Source organism: Pseudomonas sp. P1_F7, from assembly GCF_056405655.1.
The window spans coordinates 13,357-28,863 of sequence record NZ_JBFUBR010000013.1; the positions used below are offsets into that span (position 1 = coordinate 13,357).

The window sequence follows — 15,507 nt, forward strand, 5'->3', positions numbered from 1 at the left end:
GGATCTCCTGTCTTGAACCCTGTATCGACCTGTGGTCGGAAATCTTCAGGCTGCCGGATGCAAAGTTGTGGGGTTCAATAAAGAAAGCGATAAGTAGTGCATTCGAACAATGACTACAACTTCGGAGCATAGTAGCCTCACTCAGCGCTTGAACTCAGGAGTCTTTGCATGTCCGTCCGTCGTACCAAAATCGTCGCCACCCTTGGCCCGGCCAGTAACTCGCCGGAAGTTCTCGAACAGCTGATTCTGGCTGGCCTGGACGTCGCCCGCCTGAACTTCTCCCACGGCACCCCCGACGAGCACAAGGCTCGCGCGAAGCTGGTGCGTGACCTCGCGGCCAAACACGGTCGCTTCGTCGCCCTGCTGGGTGACCTGCAAGGCCCGAAAATCCGTATCGCCAAATTCGCCAACAAGAAGATCGAGCTGAAGATCGGTGATCAATTCACCTTCTCCACCAGCCATCCTCTGACCGAAGGTAACCAGCAAGTGGTCGGCATCGACTACCCGGACCTGGTCAAGGACTGCGGCGTGGGCGACGAGCTGCTGCTCGACGACGGCCGCGTGGTGATGCGCGTCGATACCGCCACGGCCACCGAACTGCACTGCACCGTGACCATCGGCGGCCCGCTGTCCGACCACAAAGGCATCAACCGTCGCGGTGGCGGCCTGACCGCTCCGGCCCTGACTGAAAAAGACAAGGCCGACATCAAGCTCGCCGCGGAAATGGAAGTCGACTACCTCGCGGTGTCCTTCCCGCGTGACGCCGCCGACATGGAATACGCCCGTCAACTGCGCGACGAAGCCGGCGGCACTGCCTGGCTGGTGGCAAAGATCGAACGCGCCGAAGCCGTGGCCGATGACGAAACCCTCGACGGCCTGATCAAGGCGTCCGACGCGGTGATGGTTGCCCGTGGTGACCTGGGTGTGGAAATCGGCGACGCCGAGCTGGTGGGCATCCAGAAGAAGATCATTCTGCACGCACGCCGCCACAACAAGGCGGTGATCGTCGCGACCCAGATGATGGAGTCGATGATCCAGAACCCGATGCCGACCCGCGCTGAAGTGTCCGACGTAGCCAACGCCGTGCTCGACTACACCGATGCCGTGATGCTTTCGGCGGAAAGTGCCGCTGGCCTGTACCCGCTGGAAGCCGTTCAGGCCATGGCGCGCATCTGCATCGGTGCCGAAAAGCACCCGACCAGCAAGACCTCCAGCCACCGCATCGGCAAAGAGTTCGAGCGCTGCGACGAAAGCATCGCACTGGCGACCATGTACACCGCCAACCACTTCCCGGGCGTGAAGGCGATCATCGCCCTGACCGAAAGTGGCTACACCCCACTGATCATGTCGCGCATCCGCTCCTCGGTGCCGATCTACGCGTTCACCCCACACCGCGAAGCCCAGGCCCGCGCGGCGATGTTCCGTGGCGTGTACACCATCCCGTTCGATCCGGCTTCGCTGGCGCCGAACGAAGTCAGCCAGAAGGCTATCGACGAGCTGGTCAAGCGCGGCGTAGTGGAAAAAGGCGACTGGGTCATCCTGACCAAGGGCGACAGCTACCACACCACCGGTGGCACCAACGGCATGAAGATCCTGCACGTTGGCGATCCGATGGTCTGAGTAACCGGTTGCTGAAAAACAAAAGCCCCGCCATGTGAATGGCGGGGCTTTTTGCATGCTGATCCTGAAAGTGTATTGGCTGGACAATCGCTATCGCGAGCAAGCTCGCTCCCACATTGTCAGGTGTTGTTCACAAAATATCTGATCGCCACAAAAACCTGTGGGAGCGAGCTTGCTCGCGATGAGGCCGGCCCTGACACCGAAAACTCAGTGCCGTTTGATAAACCCCGTCAACGCCGCCAACGCTTCCGGCGAACGCAGCCGCTGGGTGAACAACGCCCCCTCCTCTTCAATCACCTTGCGCAACAGCTCCCGGTCCGGCGCTTTCATCAATTGCTTGCTGATACGCACCGCTTCCGGTGGCAGCGACTCAAAGCGCAACGCCATCTCCCGCGCCTTGGCCAAGGCTTCTTCGCCACTGCCCAAGGCTTCGGACGCAATACCCCATGCGGCAGCCTGTTCACCATTGAAACCCTCACCGAGCAGCAACAACTCGGCCGCCTTGGCCTGCCCGAGCAAGCGCGGCAGGATCAGGCTGGAGCCGAATTCCGGGCATAGACCCAGGTTGACGAACGGCATGCGCAGACGTGCGTCGCGGCTGACATAGACCAGATCGCAATGCAGCAACATCGTTGTGCCAATGCCCACCGCCGCTCCGGCCACGGCGGCGATCACCGGTTTGCGGCATTCGAGCAGGCCCCGCATGAACTGGAATACCGGGCTGTCGAGGCCGCTCGGCGGTTGCTGGATGAAATCGGCGATATCGTTGCCGGCGGTGAAACATTCGGCGGAGCCGGTGATCAGCACGGCGTTGATCCCGGGGTCGCTGTCGGCCTGTTGTAGTGCTTCGGCCAAGTGGCTGTACATGGCGCGGGTCAGGGCGTTTTTCTTGTCCGGGCGATTCAGGCGCAGGGTCAACAGGCCGTGTTCGCGTTCAACTTGGATGGCATCGGTCATGGCAGGTCTCGCGTCTGAAAAGTCAGCGCTCAACCACGGGGCAGGAACACATCGGCCAGCAGTTGATTGCGCGGCAATCCCGCCAGGTACAGGCGCCGGGCAAAGGCGTCGACACTGTCGGGGGCTCCGCAGAGTAAGGCCAGGGTTTGCCGCGAAACAAGCCGCAGTTGCGCCAAAGCCGCAGGCAACTCGGCCGGGGTCCACAGTTCGACACTCAGGTTCGGACGGCTGGCGGCCATGGCTTGCAGCGGCTTGGCCAGGTAGTGCTCATCGGTATCATGGGCCAGGTGAATGACGCGGATGGTGCCTTGGTGATCCTGCCGCAGCGCTTCGCGCAATACACCAAACAATGGCCCCAACCCGGTGCCGGCCGCCATCAACCACAACGGCCGGGCGTGCCAGTCAGGGTCGTAATGCAAGGCACCGCCGCGCAGTTCACCGAGACGGATCGGATCGCCGATGCGCAGTTGTCTGGCGGCATCGCTGAATTCCCCGGGTTTGCGGCAATCGAGATGAAACTCCAGAAAACGGTCTTCTTGCGGCAGGCTGGCGAGGGAATAGGGCCGCGCCACGCTGCCCGCCCACAACACCAGGTGCTGGCCGGCGCTGTAACGCAGCGGTCGCTGGGGGATTACGCGTAGACGCAGGACCGTGGCGCTCAACCAATCGACGGCAGCCACTTCGGCCGGTCGGCCATCGGTTTGCGGGTCGAAAGCATGCACCTGCAAGTCCTCGACCACCTGGCATTGGCACGCCAGGCGCCAGCCCTGTTCACGCTGCTGTGCACTCAGGGCATCCGGGCGGCTGTCACTCGGCAGGCCCCGCACACATTGCACCAGGCACGCATGGCAACTGCCGGCGCGGCAACTGTAAGGCACTGGCACGCCGTTCTGATTCAGCGCGTCGAGCAGGTTGCTGCCCGCCGCCACCGACCAGTGGCGCTCGCCGACCCGCAGCTCAGGCATCGATGTTCTCCCACGCCGCCGCGCATCGGTTGCGGCCGTCACGCTTGGCGCGATAGAGCGCCTGATCGGCCTGTTGCAGGGCGTCATCGAGATCGTCGCCCTGCTCCAGCAGGGTCATGCCGGCGGACAGGCTGAGGCTGCGTACATTCAGACCAATCAACTCGACATCGGTGAACGCGATGCGCAGCCGTTCGCAGCACGAAGTCAAACTGTCGGCATCGCAATCGGGCAGCAGCACCACGAACTCCTCGCCACCGTAACGGGCCAGTACGTCACCGTCGCGCAGGCACGCGGTGGCAACGCCGGCGAAGGCTTGCAGCACCTGATCGCCGGCGGCATGACCGTGCAGGTCGTTGATGCGTTTGAAATGGTCGAGGTCGATCAGCGCCAGGCCATGCACGACACCGGGGTCCATGGCGTTCAACTCGCGTGAAGCCAGGCGCAGGAAATGCCGGCGATTGAACAGGCCTGTGAGCTCGTCGGTGGCCACCAGGTCTTCGAGCTGGCGCATCATTCCGCGCAACGTGTCCTGATGCGTCTGTAAGGCAAAACGCCGCTGTCGCATGCGCTGTCGCGAGGCCTGCACATAGCGGGCATACAGCACCAGCCACACCAGTACGATGAACAGCACACAGACCTGTAACACCGCCATGGCCGGGTCGGACAGCTGGAAGTGGTAGCCCTCCCACAGCGTGATCGCACTGAAACTGAAAAACACCAACAGCGCACATCGCACAAAAGACCGGCGCGACAGATGGAACAGGCCGAACAGCAGGATCAGCACGTAAAACACCAGAAACGCACCCCGGGCTTCGTCCAGGTGGGCGATCAGCCAGGTTTGCCCCCCAAGCCCCAGCAACACTTGCGTCTCGGTCAGGCTGGGGTCGGAAAAACGCAGGTTATAGCCGCTGTAAAACACCGCGAACAGGGAGGCCTGGCTGATCACCACCAGCGTGCTGCCGATGACGACACTGGAAAGCGGTGCATCGTAGTGACCGGTAAAAAACGCCAGCCACAGCAACAGCAATGCCAGGGCATAGGTGCCGGCCGCGAGGGCGAAACGTTTGAGCAACAGGCGCTGGATGGCGTTATGGGTCAATCGTTGACTCACCAGATGAAAGGAGACTGACAGAGCGTCCTACTCTACAGACCGCATGTCACTTTAGTGGCGTGACCGATAAATGACCATTCAATTTTCGGGATGGGCAAGGTCGTCTCGGTTGCAGGAGCTTATGCGACCAACGATTGACTGCCGGCGCGTGTGCCGGCCTTTGATGCGCGTTATACTGCCGCGCCTTTTTAGCGTCGCGCCAGCTTGCCCGGCGTGCCTTGAAAGGTGCTTGCAACCGACCGATGCACCCAAGCTGCAAGCACCTTATTGAATGTTCCCGTCTTTTAGAGGAGCGCGACTCATGACCGTGATCAAGCAAGACGACCTGATTCAGAGCGTTGCCGACGCCCTGCAGTTCATTTCCTACTACCACCCCGTGGATTTCATCCAGGCGATGCACGAGGCCTACCTGCGCGAAGAATCGCCAGCGGCCCGTGACTCGATGGCACAGATCCTGATCAACTCTCGCATGTGCGCCACCGGCCATCGTCCGATCTGCCAGGACACCGGCATCGTGACCGTGTTTGTCCGCGTGGGCATGGACGTGCGTTGGGATGGCGCCACCATGAGCCTGGACGAGATGATCAACGAGGGCGTACGTCGCGCCTACAACCTGCCGGAAAACGTCCTGCGTGCTTCGATCCTCGCCGACCCGGCGGGCGCTCGCAAGAACACCAAGGACAACACCCCGGCAGTCATCCACTACTCCATCGTTCCGGGTAACACCGTGGAAGTGGACGTGGCGGCCAAGGGCGGCGGTTCCGAGAACAAGTCGAAAATGGCCATGCTCAACCCGTCCGACTCGATCGTCGACTGGGTGCTGAAAACCGTCCCGGAAATGGGCGCCGGCTGGTGCCCACCGGGCATGCTCGGCATCGGCATCGGCGGCACCGCCGAGAAAGCCGCGGTCATGGCCAAGGAAGTGTTGATGGAATCCATCGACATCCACGAGCTCAAAGCCCGTGGCCCGCAGAACCGCATCGAAGAAATGCGTCTGGAGCTGTTCGAGAAGGTCAACCAGTTGGGTATCGGCGCCCAGGGCCTCGGTGGCCTGACCACCGTGCTCGACGTGAAGATCATGGATTACCCGACTCACGCTGCTTCGCTGCCGGTGTGCATGATCCCGAACTGCGCCGCCACCCGTCACACGCACTTTGTGCTCGACGGTTCCGGCCCGGTTGCCCAGGAAGCGCCTCCTTTGGACGCCTACCCGGAAATCGTCTGGGAAGCCGGTCCGTCGGCCCGCCGCGTCAACCTCGACACCCTGACCCCGGAAGAAGTGCAGAGCTGGAAGCCGGGCGAAACCGTCCTGCTCAACGGCAAGATGCTCACCGGTCGCGACGCCGCGCACAAGCGCATGGTCGAGATGCTGAACAAAGGTGAAACACTGCCGGTCGATCTGAAAGGTCGCTTCATCTATTACGTCGGCCCGGTTGATCCGGTGCGCGAAGAAGTGGTTGGCCCGGCTGGCCCGACCACCGCGACGCGGATGGACAAGTTCACCCGTCAGATCCTCGAGCAGACTGGCCTGCTGGGCATGATCGGCAAATCCGAGCGCGGCCCTACCGCGATCGAAGCGATCAAGGACCACAAGGCCGTCTACCTGATGGCAGTCGGCGGCGCGGCTTACCTGGTGGCGCAAGCGATCAAGAAATCCCGCGTTGTCGCTTTCGCCGAACTGGGCATGGAAGCGATCTACGAGTTCGACGTAAAAGACATGCCTGTGACCGTTGCGGTTGACAGCAAGGGCGAGTCGGTACACATCACAGGTCCTGCCATCTGGCAGAAAAAGATCAGTGAAAGCCTGGCGGTAGAAGTGCAATAAACGGCACTCAGGTCCGCTGAAAAAACCGGTTTGTCGGCAACGACAGACCGGTTTTTTTTTCGGTTGGATAACTGTACTCCGGCGAGAGCAGACCGCCCTTCGCATGCTATGGTGCCTTCCCCCATTTTGGCCTGTTGTTCACTGCATGTTGACGACCTCCCGACCCCTGCGCCTGGCGCTCTACACCTTATTGATCATCGCCGGTGCCGCCATCGCCGCCACCTTGGCGATACGCCACACCGTGCGCCAGTCAATGGTCGAAGACGCGGCTCGCGCCAATCAGCAACTGGCGCTGTATGCCACGTCCCTGCATACCCTGATCGAACGTTACCGCGCCCTGCCCGCCGTGCTGGCGCTGGACCCGGAACTGCGTTCGGCGCTCAAGGGCGCGGTGAGCCCCGAGCAACAGGATGCGCTGAACCGCAAACTGGAAAAGATCAACGGTGCCGCCGAATCCTCGACCCTGGAATTGCTCGACCGCAGCGGCCTGGCCATTGCGGCCAGTAACTGGCGCCTGCCCAGCAGCTATGTCGGCCACAACTACGGCTTCCGGCCGTACTTCAACCAGACCCGCACCCAGGGCACCGGGCGCTTCTACGCTGTGGGGGTGACCAGCGGGATTCCCGGCTACTTCCTCTCCAGCGCGGTCAGCGATGACGACGGCCAGTTCCTCGGTGCCATGGTGGTGAAACTGGAGTTTCCCGAACTGGAGCGGGAGTGGCGTCAGGGCAGCGACACGCTGCTGGTCAGCGATGCCCGCGGGATCATCTTCATCGCCAACCAGCCGGGCTGGCGTTATCGCCTGCTCAAGCCGCTGAGCGACAGCGATCACGCCGAACTCAAGACCACCCGTCAGTACGACAAGCAGCCGCTGACGCCACTTGAGTTTCAATCGTTGCGGCGCTTCGACGACAACAGTGACCTGGCTCGCGTCGATGGCCCGGACGGCAAGGCGGATTACCTGTGGGAATCCCTGCCGCTGAGCACCGAGGGCTGGACCCTGCACCTGCTGCGACGCCCGCAGGTCGCCTTCGAAGACAGCCGCAACGCCGCGCTTGCCGCGGCCGGGTTGTGGCTGACCCTGGTGTTCCTGTTGCTGTTTCTCAACCAGCGCTGGCGCCTGGCGAAAATGCGCCAGCGCAGTCGCGAAGAACTCGAACGACTGGTGGAAGAACGTACCCGCGACCTGCGCACTGCCCAGGAGGGCCTGGTGCAGTCAGCCAAACTCGCGGCGCTGGGGCAGATGTCTGCCGCCCTGGCCCATGAGATCAACCAGCCGCTCACCGCCCAGCGCATGCAGTTGGCGACCTTGCGCCTGCTGCTCGACCACGGCAGGGTCGACGACGCCTACAAGGCGCTCAAACCGGTGGATGAAATGCTCACGCGCATGGCGGCCCTCACCGGCCACCTGAAAACCTTCGCCCGCAAAAGCCCCAGTGGTTTGCGCGAACGCCTGGACCTGGCGGCGGTGGTGGACCAGTCGCTGCAACTGCTCGACACCCGGCTGCGCGACGAACAGGTCAGCACCGTGCTACACCTGACCCGCCCGGCCTGGGTGCGTGGCGATGCGATTCGCCTGGAACAGGTGTTGATCAACCTGCTGCGCAATGCCCTCGATGCCATGCAGGACAAACCCTGCAAACGCCTGGAAATTCGCCTCGAAGCCGACGAACAATTGTGGCGCCTGAGCGTGATCGACAACGGTGGCGGTATCGCCGAAGAGAACCTGCCCAAGGTCTTCGATCCGTTCTTCACCACCAAGCCGGTGGGCGATGGCCTGGGGATCGGTCTGGCCGTGTCCTTTGCCATCGTCCACGAATCCGGCGGGCGCCTGAGTGCCGACAATCATGACAAAGGCGCCGTGTTTACCGTGACCTTGCCCATCGACCTGGAGGTGCATGAACCATGCTGAACTCAGTGATCGTGGTCGACGACGAAAGCAGCATCCGCAGTGCCGTCGAGCAATGGTTGAGCCTGTCGGGTTTCGAGGTGCAGTTGTTCAGCCGCGCCGACGAGTGCCTGGCGCAGTTGCCCAGGCATTTTGCCGGGGTAATTCTCAGCGATGTACGCATGCCCGGCATGACCGGCCTGGAACTACTGGCCGAGGTGCAACGCCGGGATGCCGATTTGCCGGTGATCCTGCTGACCGGCCACGGCGATGTACCGATGGCCGTCGAGGCCATGCGCGACGGCGCCTACGACTTCCTCGAAAAACCCTTCAGCCCGGAAACCCTGCTCGGCAGCCTGCGCCGCGCCCTCGACAAGCGCCGGCTGGTGCTGGAAAACCGCGCGCTGCACGAGCTGGCGGACAACCGCGCCAAACTGGATGCCACGCTGCTCGGTGTGTCCCGGGGTTTGCTGACCCTGCGGCGGCAGGTGCTGGACCTGGCAGCACTGCCGGTCAACGTGCTGATTCGCGGCGAAACCGGTAGCGGCAAGGAACTGGTCGCGCGTTGCCTGCACGACTTCGGGCCCCGGGCCGACAAGCCCTTTGTCGCACTCAACTGCGCGGCCATTCCCGAGCAATTGTTCGAGGCAGAGCTGTTCGGTCACGAGAGCGGCGCGTTCACCGGGGCGTCCGGCAAGCGCATCGGCAAGCTCGAGTACGCCGACGGCGGCACGCTGTTTCTCGATGAAATCGAAAGCATGCCGCTGGCCCAGCAAGTGAAACTGCTGCGGGTGTTGCAGGAGCAAAAGCTTGAACGACTGGGCTCGAACCAGAGCATCCGCGTGGATTTGCGCATCATTGCCGCGACCAAGCCGGACCTGCTCGACGAAGCGCGTGCCGGACGTTTTCGCGAAGACCTGGCCTATCGTTTGAACGTCGCGGAACTGCGCCTGCCACCCTTGCGCGAACGCCGTGAAGACATCCCCCTGCTGTTCGAATCCTTTGCCCAAAACGCCGCCGAACGCCTGGGACGCAAATTTCCACCGCTGAGCGGCGCCCAGTTGAGTCACCTGCTGAGCCACGACTGGCCGGGCAACGTGCGCGAACTGGCGAATGTCGCCGAGCGTCAGGTACTGGGGCTCGGTGAGCCGGAGCCCTTGGGCATCGAACCCGGCCAGTCACTGGCGGCGCAGCAGGAAGCGTTCGAGGCGCAATGCCTGCGTGCGGCATTGACCCGGCACAAGGGCGATGTGAAAGCGGTGCTCGAAGAACTGCAACTGCCGCGCCGGACCTTCAATGAAAAGATGCAGCGGCATGGGTTGAGCAGAGAGATGTTTTTGCAGGACAGCTGAGTTTTTGCAGTGCCTGTCCTGGCCCCATCGCGAGCAAGCTCGCTCCCACAGTGGATCTGTGTACGCCGAACATTGTGGGAGCGAGCTTGCTCGCGATGAGGCCTGCACAGGCAAAGCAAACAACAAAACCATAAGCAATTTTCCGCCCATCACCCACCATGAATAAGCGGATTTCCGCTCATCGAAACGCCTTCCCCCCTCTAAACCGGCCCTCTCCTCCTTGGCACAGCTCCTGCTATAGCCCCTGCAGGCTGCGTTTAATCGCGCTCCACAAAAACAATTAAATGAAGGATCCTTCAATGGATAACTCCAACGCCCTGCCCCTTGGGTCGGCTGCCACGCCGGCTAAAGAAAGAACCACCGCCAGTCGCATCAAATCGATTTTCAGCGGTTCTGTCGGCAACATGGTCGAGTGGTATGACTGGTACGTCTACGCCGCCTTCTCCCTGTACTTCGCCAAGACCTTCTTCCCCAAAGGCGACACCACCGCCCAACTGCTCAACACCGCCGCGATCTTCGCCGTGGGCTTCCTGATGCGTCCGATCGGTGGCTGGCTGATGGGTCTGTATGCCGACAAGGTCGGACGCAAAAAGGCCCTGATGGCCTCGGTGTACCTGATGTGCTTCGGCTCGCTGCTGATCGCCCTGAGCCCAAGTTATGAAGTCATTGGCATCGGCGCGCCGATCCTGCTGGTGTTCGCGCGCTTGCTGCAAGGCCTGTCGGTGGGTGGCGAATACGGCACCTCCGCCACGTACCTCAGCGAAATGGCGACCAAGGAACGTCGCGGTTTCTACTCCAGCTTCCAGTACGTGACCCTGATCTCCGGCCAGCTCATCGCGTTGGCGGTGCTGATTGTCCTGCAGAACTTCCTGACCACCGAGGAGCTCTACGCCTGGGGCTGGCGCATCCCGTTCGCCATCGGCGCGCTGTGTGCCGTGGTTGCGCTCTATCTGCGTCGTGGCATGGAAGAAACCGAGTCCTTCACCAAGAAAGAAAAAGCCAAGGAAAGCGCGATGCGCACCTTGATGCGTCACCCCAAGGAACTGATGACCGTGGTCGGCCTGACCATGGGCGGCACCCTGGCGTTCTACACCTACACCACCTACATGCAGAAATACCTGGTGAACACCGTCGGCATGAGCATTTCCGACTCCACCACCATTTCCGCCGCCACGCTGTTCCTGTTCATGTGCCTGCAACCGATCATCGGCGGGCTGTCGGATAAGATCGGTCGCCGGCCGATCCTGATTGCCTTCGGCATCCTCGGGACGCTGTTCACCGTGCCGATCCTCACCACCCTGCACACCATCCAGACCTGGTGGGGCGCGTTCTTCCTGATCATGGCGGCACTGATCATCGTCAGCGGCTACACCTCGATCAACGCCGTGGTGAAAGCCGAACTGTTCCCGACCGAAATCCGCGCCCTGGGCGTGGGTCTGCCGTACGCACTGACCGTATCGATCTTCGGCGGCACCGCTGAATACATCGCGCTGTGGTTCAAGAGCATCGGCATGGAGACGGGTTACTACTGGTATGTCACGGCGTGTATTGCCGTGTCGTTGCTGGTGTACGTCACCATGAAAGACACCCGCAAGCATTCGCGGATTGTCACGGACTGATCGCCAATCGACGCTCACTGCAACGGTGAGCGCCAAGGCCCTTCGCGAACGAACTCGCGAAGGGCACCATTCGTCTCCCCCTCCACCAGGATAATCATCGGTTAATGCACCGGCAGCAGCCTGCTGCTGAGTGCATCCATATCGACAGGACGCACGTATATCCGTTACAGGCCTCGAAAGAGTGCCTGAACGTACCCATAGCGAACGTACCTGGAGTACCTGTCATGAAAATCCGATTGATCCTTGCCCTGACCCTTTCCGTGCTGGCTGCCAATACCTTTGCAGCCGATGGCTACGACAAAACCGGCTCGGCCTCTTTCGAGTCCGGTGCCAGCGCCGCCATCGAACGCAGCCACTCGGGCGCTTATGCCTCTGACGGTTTCGACAAAACCGGTAGCGCTGAAGCTATCGGCTGATCGTGGAGGGCAATTCACAGCCCGGCCTCAAAACCTGTAGGAGCGAGCTTGCTCGCTCCTACAGTGTTCTTCATCTGACTGGAAATCTGCGGCGCGTGCTTGCACCATGAACGTCTCCCGCAAGTTCTGGAACTCACTCCATGCCCGACGACATCCACTTCTACGAACCCGCCAACGGCCACGGCCTGCCCCACGATCCGTTCAACGCCATCGTCGGCCCGCGCCCCATCGGCTGGATCTCTTCACAGAATGCCGAGGGCCACTTGAACCTGGCGCCCTACAGCTTCTTCACCGCCTTCAACTACATTCCGCCGATCATTGGGTTTTCCAGCATCGGGCGCAAAGACAGCCTGAACAACATCGAACAGACCGGGGAGTTCGCCTGGAACCTGGCCACGCGGCCGCTGGCCGAGCAGATGAACCAGAGCTGCGCCATGGTCGGGCCTGAGGTCAACGAATTCGAACTGGCCGGACTGACGACCGTTGCCTCGAAGGTCATTCAGGTGCCACGGGTGGCCGAGAGCCCGGTGTCCTTCGAGTGCAAGGTCACGCAGATCATCCAGTTGCAACGGGCGGACGGCAATATGGTGCCGAGCTGGCTGATCCTCGGCGAGGTGGTCGCCGTGCATATCGCCAAGTGGCTGTTGAAGGATGGGATATACAACACCGCCGCGGCAGAACCGATTCTGCGCGGCGGTGGGCCAGCGGATTACTTCCAGCTGGGGCCTGAGGCGTTATTCAAGATGTACCGCCCTGGGCGGTGAGAATCACCAGAGCAGGTCGGTGTTTTCCTTGACGTCCTTGAGGCGGGTCAGCTCCCTGGCGGCCGCATCATCGGCTTCGTGAGCGGTCTTGAAGATCTGGCCTTCCAGCACTTTGTGAAAACGCGGGGCGCCGGAACCACCCAGCGCTTTGACGGCGATAGCGGCGTGGTAACCACCCTCGCCCGGTACTACAGCGGAAACAGCTTCGAAGTGTTCAAAGGCTTTACGTGCCATGTCGCGCATCCTGGCTGGTTGAGAATGCCGTCATTAAACCCTCAACCGGCCAGTTTGTGTACCGCCACCGCGGACTGTCCCAGGGCCTGCGCCGCCGAGACATCCTTGAAGGTGTGGAAATCCAGACTGTTGACCACCAGTTCCTGCACCAGCTCGGCAAAAATCTCCATCGCCGGCGTGCTGAAGTACGCGGTCATGGCCTGTTGATTGCTCCAGAAACCGGACACCAGCCACAGCTCCGGATCGCACTGCGAATGCTGCAAGGCAAAGCTCAGGCAGCCTGGCGCTGCGCGGGACGGTTCGATCAGGGCGCTGAGGCGTACACCAAGTTCCGCCGAACGCCCGGCGCGCGCTCGAACGAAGGCCATATGACTGACGGGGATCTGCGTGGACATGTTCAACCCTCCCGGGGAGTCGCGTGGCAGCCGGGGGACGGGCTGCGACAGGATCAAAGGTTAAGGGCCGCGACGCCTGTCTCGTTAGTCGATTCCTGCCGGTGCGTTGCACAATCCTGCGAAACTGCATGGACAGCCTGTAACAAGCGGTAAAAACCTGTCGCGGTTCTGCCATACGAGTTTCAAGCAAGTTTTTCTGGCACAAGGCTCTAGTGGCAATACCGCCGGTCGACCCCAGGCAGAATCAGGCAAGCATCCGGCAGGATGTGTCTACCGCTGCCACTTGCACAAACTTATGCTCTGCTCCATTCCCTCCATGCCTTGCCGAGGATGCCTCGCATGTCGTCGCTCGATCACTTTCAAGCCCCGCTGGACACCGACATGGAAAAGCAGCGCGCGGAACTGGCGGCCATCATTCGCCGTAACACCGCCGAGGATGGCAGTTATGCCACGGCCATCGGCTCGCTGTTCATGTCCCGCCACAGCCAGTCCCATGAGTTCGCCCCGGTACTCGCACAACCGGCGCTGTGCATCATGGCCCAGGGGCGCAAGGAAGTTCAGCTGGCCAACGAGTACTTCAACTACGACCCGCTGAATTACCTGGTGGTCTCGGTCTCGATGCCGCTGAGTGGACGGGTGGTGGATGTCTCGGCCGAGGAACCGATCCTGGCCTTGCGCCTGGACATCGACCCGACGGAAATCACCGCACTGATCGCCGACGCCGGCCCCCTCGGTGTGCCCACCCGGCCGACCGGGCGCGGGCTGTATGTCGAAAAACTCGACACCGCCATGCTCGACGCCGTGCTGCGCCTGGCACGGTTGCTGGACACGCCAAAAGACATCGCCATGCTGGCGCCGCTGATTCGCCGGGAGATCCTCTATCGCCTGTTGCGCAGCAAACAGGGGCATCGGCTGTACGAAATCGCCATCGCCAACAGTCAGAGCCATCGCATCAGCCAGGCGATCAAATGGCTCAACGGCAATTTCGAACAGCCGTTGCGCATTGATGATCTGGCAAAAGAAGTGAACCTGAGCGTGTCGACGCTGCATCACCGCTTCAAGGCGATGACGGCGATGAGTCCGTTGCAGTATCAGAAGCAGCTGCGCTTGCAGGAAGCACGGCGGTTAATGCTGGCCGAAGGGCTGGAGGCTTCGGCGGCGGGGTATCGGGTCGGGTATGAAAGCCCTTCGCAGTTCAGCCGTGAGTACAGCCGGTTGTTCGGGGCGCCGCCGTTGCGGGATCTGGCGCGGTTGCGGTTGTTGGTCTGATCCGGAATGTGTGTTGGTTGTGCCGGCCCCATCGCGAGCAAGCTCGCTCCCACAGGGGGCCGGCGTACACCGTCCAATGTGGGAGCATGCCCAACGCTCAGGCCAAAGCCCTGACACGGTGTGCTCAGTGCGGTAAACGACACTCCGGAACACTCCACCGTGGTCTCGATGGTCGCGCCGATATCGCGCACGAACGTCACCTTGCCCAGCAAGCGGTTGCCCGCCGTCGCCTGGGGTGCGGACAGTTGCAGGTCTTCCGGGCGAATCAGCATCTTCACCTTTTCCCCAGCCACAATGCTGCTGCAGATCGGCACTTGCAGCGCATCGCCGCCCGGCAAACTGACCTTGCCGTTACCCAGCACCGTGGCCGGGAAGATGTTGCCCGAGCCGATGAAGTCCGCGACGAACTCGTTGGCCGGGTGCCGGTAGATCTCGATCGGCGTGCCCACCTGCTGCACCTTGTGCTCACCCAATACGACCACGATATCGGCCATGGTCATGGCCTCGCGCTGGTCGTGGGTCACCATGATGGTGGTGATGTTCAGGCGTTGTTGCAGTTGACGGATTTCCACCTGCATCGACTCACGCAGCTTGGCGTCCAGCGCCGACAACGGTTCGTCGAGCAGGAGGATTTTCGGGTGCGAGGCAATCGCCCGGGCAATCGCCACGCGCTGGCGTTGGCCGCCGGACAGCTTGGCCACCGGCCGATTGATCATCTGCTGCAGCTGGATCAGTTCCAGCAATTCCACCACCCGCGCCTGCTGATCAGCCTTGCTGACTCCACGCAGTTTCAGCGGATAGGCGATGTTCTCCCCGACCGTCATGTGCGGGAACAGCGCCAGGGACTGGAACACCATGCCGAAGTTGCGCAGGTGCGCCGGGGTGTTGCCGATGTCTTCGCCGTCCAGACGGATCTCGCCGTCGGTCAGGGTTTCAAGGCCGGCGATCATGCGCAGCAAGGTGGTTTTGCCGCAGCCCGAAGGGCCGAGGAAACACACCAGTTTGCCCTCGGGCAAATGCAGGTTCACATCCGTTACCGCGCAGGCCGAGCCGTAGTGTTTCTCGACGTTTTCCAGAATCAGACCAGACATG

13 protein-coding genes and 1 pseudogene are annotated in these 15,507 nt (G+C 61.7%); 8 read left to right on the forward strand and 6 right to left on the reverse strand.

Features of this window, described 5'->3' with window-relative positions:
* Positions 1-168 precede the first annotated feature (168 nt).
* Positions 169-1,620 (forward strand): pyruvate kinase, encoded by a 1,452-nt coding sequence (gene pyk, locus AC1D1M_RS19555; protein ID WP_223463886.1) that lies wholly within the window; start codon positions 169-171, stop codon positions 1,618-1,620.
* Positions 1,621-1,827: 207 nt separating this feature from the next.
* On the opposite strand, the gene AC1D1M_RS19560 is transcribed toward pyk, so the two are convergent.
* The 3 genes from AC1D1M_RS19560 to AC1D1M_RS19570 are packed head-to-tail and all read right to left on the reverse strand — an operon-like array spanning position 1,828 to position 4,641.
* Positions 1,828-2,577, reverse strand: a complete 750-nt coding sequence (locus AC1D1M_RS19560; protein ID WP_477776894.1) for an enoyl-CoA hydratase-related protein — start codon at positions 2,575-2,577, stop codon at positions 1,828-1,830.
* 29 nt (positions 2,578-2,606) lie between these two features.
* On the reverse strand, positions 2,607-3,542 hold the full coding sequence (locus AC1D1M_RS19565; protein WP_477776895.1) for an iron-sulfur-binding ferredoxin reductase: 936 nt from the start codon (positions 3,540-3,542) through the stop codon (positions 2,607-2,609).
* Positions 3,535-4,641 (reverse strand): GGDEF domain-containing protein, encoded by a 1,107-nt coding sequence (locus AC1D1M_RS19570; RefSeq protein ID WP_477776896.1) that lies wholly within the window; start codon positions 4,639-4,641, stop codon positions 3,535-3,537. The genes AC1D1M_RS19565 and AC1D1M_RS19570 overlap by 8 nt, the downstream gene beginning before the upstream one ends.
* A gap of 313 nt (positions 4,642-4,954) precedes the next feature.
* On the opposite strand from AC1D1M_RS19570, the gene AC1D1M_RS19575 reads away from it, so the two are divergent.
* The 6 genes from AC1D1M_RS19575 (at position 4,955) to AC1D1M_RS19600 (ending at position 12,517) form a co-directional block, all read left to right on the forward strand.
* Positions 4,955-6,478 (forward strand): fumarate hydratase, encoded by a 1,524-nt coding sequence (locus AC1D1M_RS19575; RefSeq protein WP_477776897.1) that lies wholly within the window; start codon positions 4,955-4,957, stop codon positions 6,476-6,478.
* Between the two features lie 145 nt (positions 6,479-6,623).
* Positions 6,624-8,390, forward strand: coding sequence for a sensor histidine kinase (locus AC1D1M_RS19580; protein ID WP_477776898.1), 1,767 nt, complete (start codon positions 6,624-6,626; stop codon positions 8,388-8,390).
* Positions 8,384-9,718 (forward strand): sigma-54-dependent transcriptional regulator, encoded by a 1,335-nt coding sequence (locus AC1D1M_RS19585; protein ID WP_477776899.1) that lies wholly within the window; start codon positions 8,384-8,386, stop codon positions 9,716-9,718. Before AC1D1M_RS19580 ends, AC1D1M_RS19585 begins: the two co-directional genes overlap by 7 nt.
* A gap of 299 nt (positions 9,719-10,017) precedes the next feature.
* Positions 10,018-11,337 carry an MFS transporter gene (locus tag AC1D1M_RS19590; protein ID WP_046042168.1) on the forward strand — a complete coding sequence of 440 codons (1,320 nt, stop codon included), beginning with the start codon at positions 10,018-10,020 and terminating at the stop codon, positions 11,335-11,337.
* 224 nt (positions 11,338-11,561) lie between these two features.
* Positions 11,562-11,753 (forward strand): hypothetical protein, encoded by a 192-nt coding sequence (locus AC1D1M_RS19595; RefSeq protein WP_477776900.1) that lies wholly within the window; start codon positions 11,562-11,564, stop codon positions 11,751-11,753.
* A gap of 140 nt (positions 11,754-11,893) precedes the next feature.
* A complete protein-coding gene (locus AC1D1M_RS19600) occupies positions 11,894-12,517 on the forward strand; it encodes a flavin reductase family protein (RefSeq protein ID WP_477776901.1) in 624 nt (207 codons plus the stop codon).
* 3 nt (positions 12,518-12,520) lie between these two features.
* Here AC1D1M_RS19600 and AC1D1M_RS19605 read toward each other — a convergent pair whose 3' ends face one another.
* Both AC1D1M_RS19605 and AC1D1M_RS19610 read right to left on the reverse strand, forming a co-directional pair.
* A complete protein-coding gene (locus AC1D1M_RS19605; protein ID WP_477776902.1) occupies positions 12,521-12,751 on the reverse strand; it encodes a hypothetical protein in 231 nt (76 codons plus the stop codon).
* Positions 12,752-12,792: 41 nt separating this feature from the next.
* Positions 12,793-13,146, reverse strand: coding sequence for a putative quinol monooxygenase (locus AC1D1M_RS19610; protein ID WP_477776903.1), 354 nt, complete (start codon positions 13,144-13,146; stop codon positions 12,793-12,795).
* A 339-nt stretch (positions 13,147-13,485) separates the two neighbouring features.
* Between AC1D1M_RS19610 and AC1D1M_RS19615 the strand changes: the two genes are divergently transcribed.
* Complete coding sequence (locus tag AC1D1M_RS19615; protein WP_477776904.1) at positions 13,486-14,415, forward strand: AraC family transcriptional regulator; 930 nt, start codon at positions 13,486-13,488, stop codon at positions 14,413-14,415.
* Between the two features lie 86 nt (positions 14,416-14,501).
* Here AC1D1M_RS19615 and AC1D1M_RS19620 read toward each other — a convergent pair.
* Positions 14,502-15,506, reverse strand: a pseudogene (locus tag AC1D1M_RS19620) (ABC transporter ATP-binding protein); the annotation flags it as partial.
* Between the last annotated feature and the right edge of the window lies 1 nt (position 15,507).

Bases quoted from the DNA above. Each gene is read 5' to 3' on its own strand.
- pyk (WP_223463886.1), top strand. From the start codon at position 169: ATGTCCGTCCGTCGTACCAAAATCGTCGCCACCCTTGGCCCGGCCAGT.
- AC1D1M_RS19560 (WP_477776894.1), bottom strand. From the start codon at position 2,577: ATGACCGATGCCATCCAAGTTGAACGCGAACACGGCCTGTTGACCCTG.
- AC1D1M_RS19565 (WP_477776895.1), bottom strand. From the start codon at position 3,542: ATGCCTGAGCTGCGGGTCGGCGAGCGCCACTGGTCGGTGGCGGCGGGC.
- AC1D1M_RS19575 (WP_477776897.1), top strand. From the start codon at position 4,955: ATGACCGTGATCAAGCAAGACGACCTGATTCAGAGCGTTGCCGACGCC.
- AC1D1M_RS19580 (WP_477776898.1), top strand. From the start codon at position 6,624: ATGTTGACGACCTCCCGACCCCTGCGCCTGGCGCTCTACACCTTATTG.
- AC1D1M_RS19585 (WP_477776899.1), top strand. From the start codon at position 8,384: ATGCTGAACTCAGTGATCGTGGTCGACGACGAAAGCAGCATCCGCAGT.
- AC1D1M_RS19590 (WP_046042168.1), top strand. From the start codon at position 10,018: ATGGATAACTCCAACGCCCTGCCCCTTGGGTCGGCTGCCACGCCGGCT.
- AC1D1M_RS19595 (WP_477776900.1), top strand. From the start codon at position 11,562: ATGAAAATCCGATTGATCCTTGCCCTGACCCTTTCCGTGCTGGCTGCC.
- AC1D1M_RS19600 (WP_477776901.1), top strand. From the start codon at position 11,894: ATGCCCGACGACATCCACTTCTACGAACCCGCCAACGGCCACGGCCTG.
- AC1D1M_RS19605 (WP_477776902.1), bottom strand. From the start codon at position 12,751: ATGGCACGTAAAGCCTTTGAACACTTCGAAGCTGTTTCCGCTGTAGTA.
- AC1D1M_RS19610 (WP_477776903.1), bottom strand. From the start codon at position 13,146: ATGTCCACGCAGATCCCCGTCAGTCATATGGCCTTCGTTCGAGCGCGC.
- AC1D1M_RS19615 (WP_477776904.1), top strand. From the start codon at position 13,486: ATGTCGTCGCTCGATCACTTTCAAGCCCCGCTGGACACCGACATGGAA.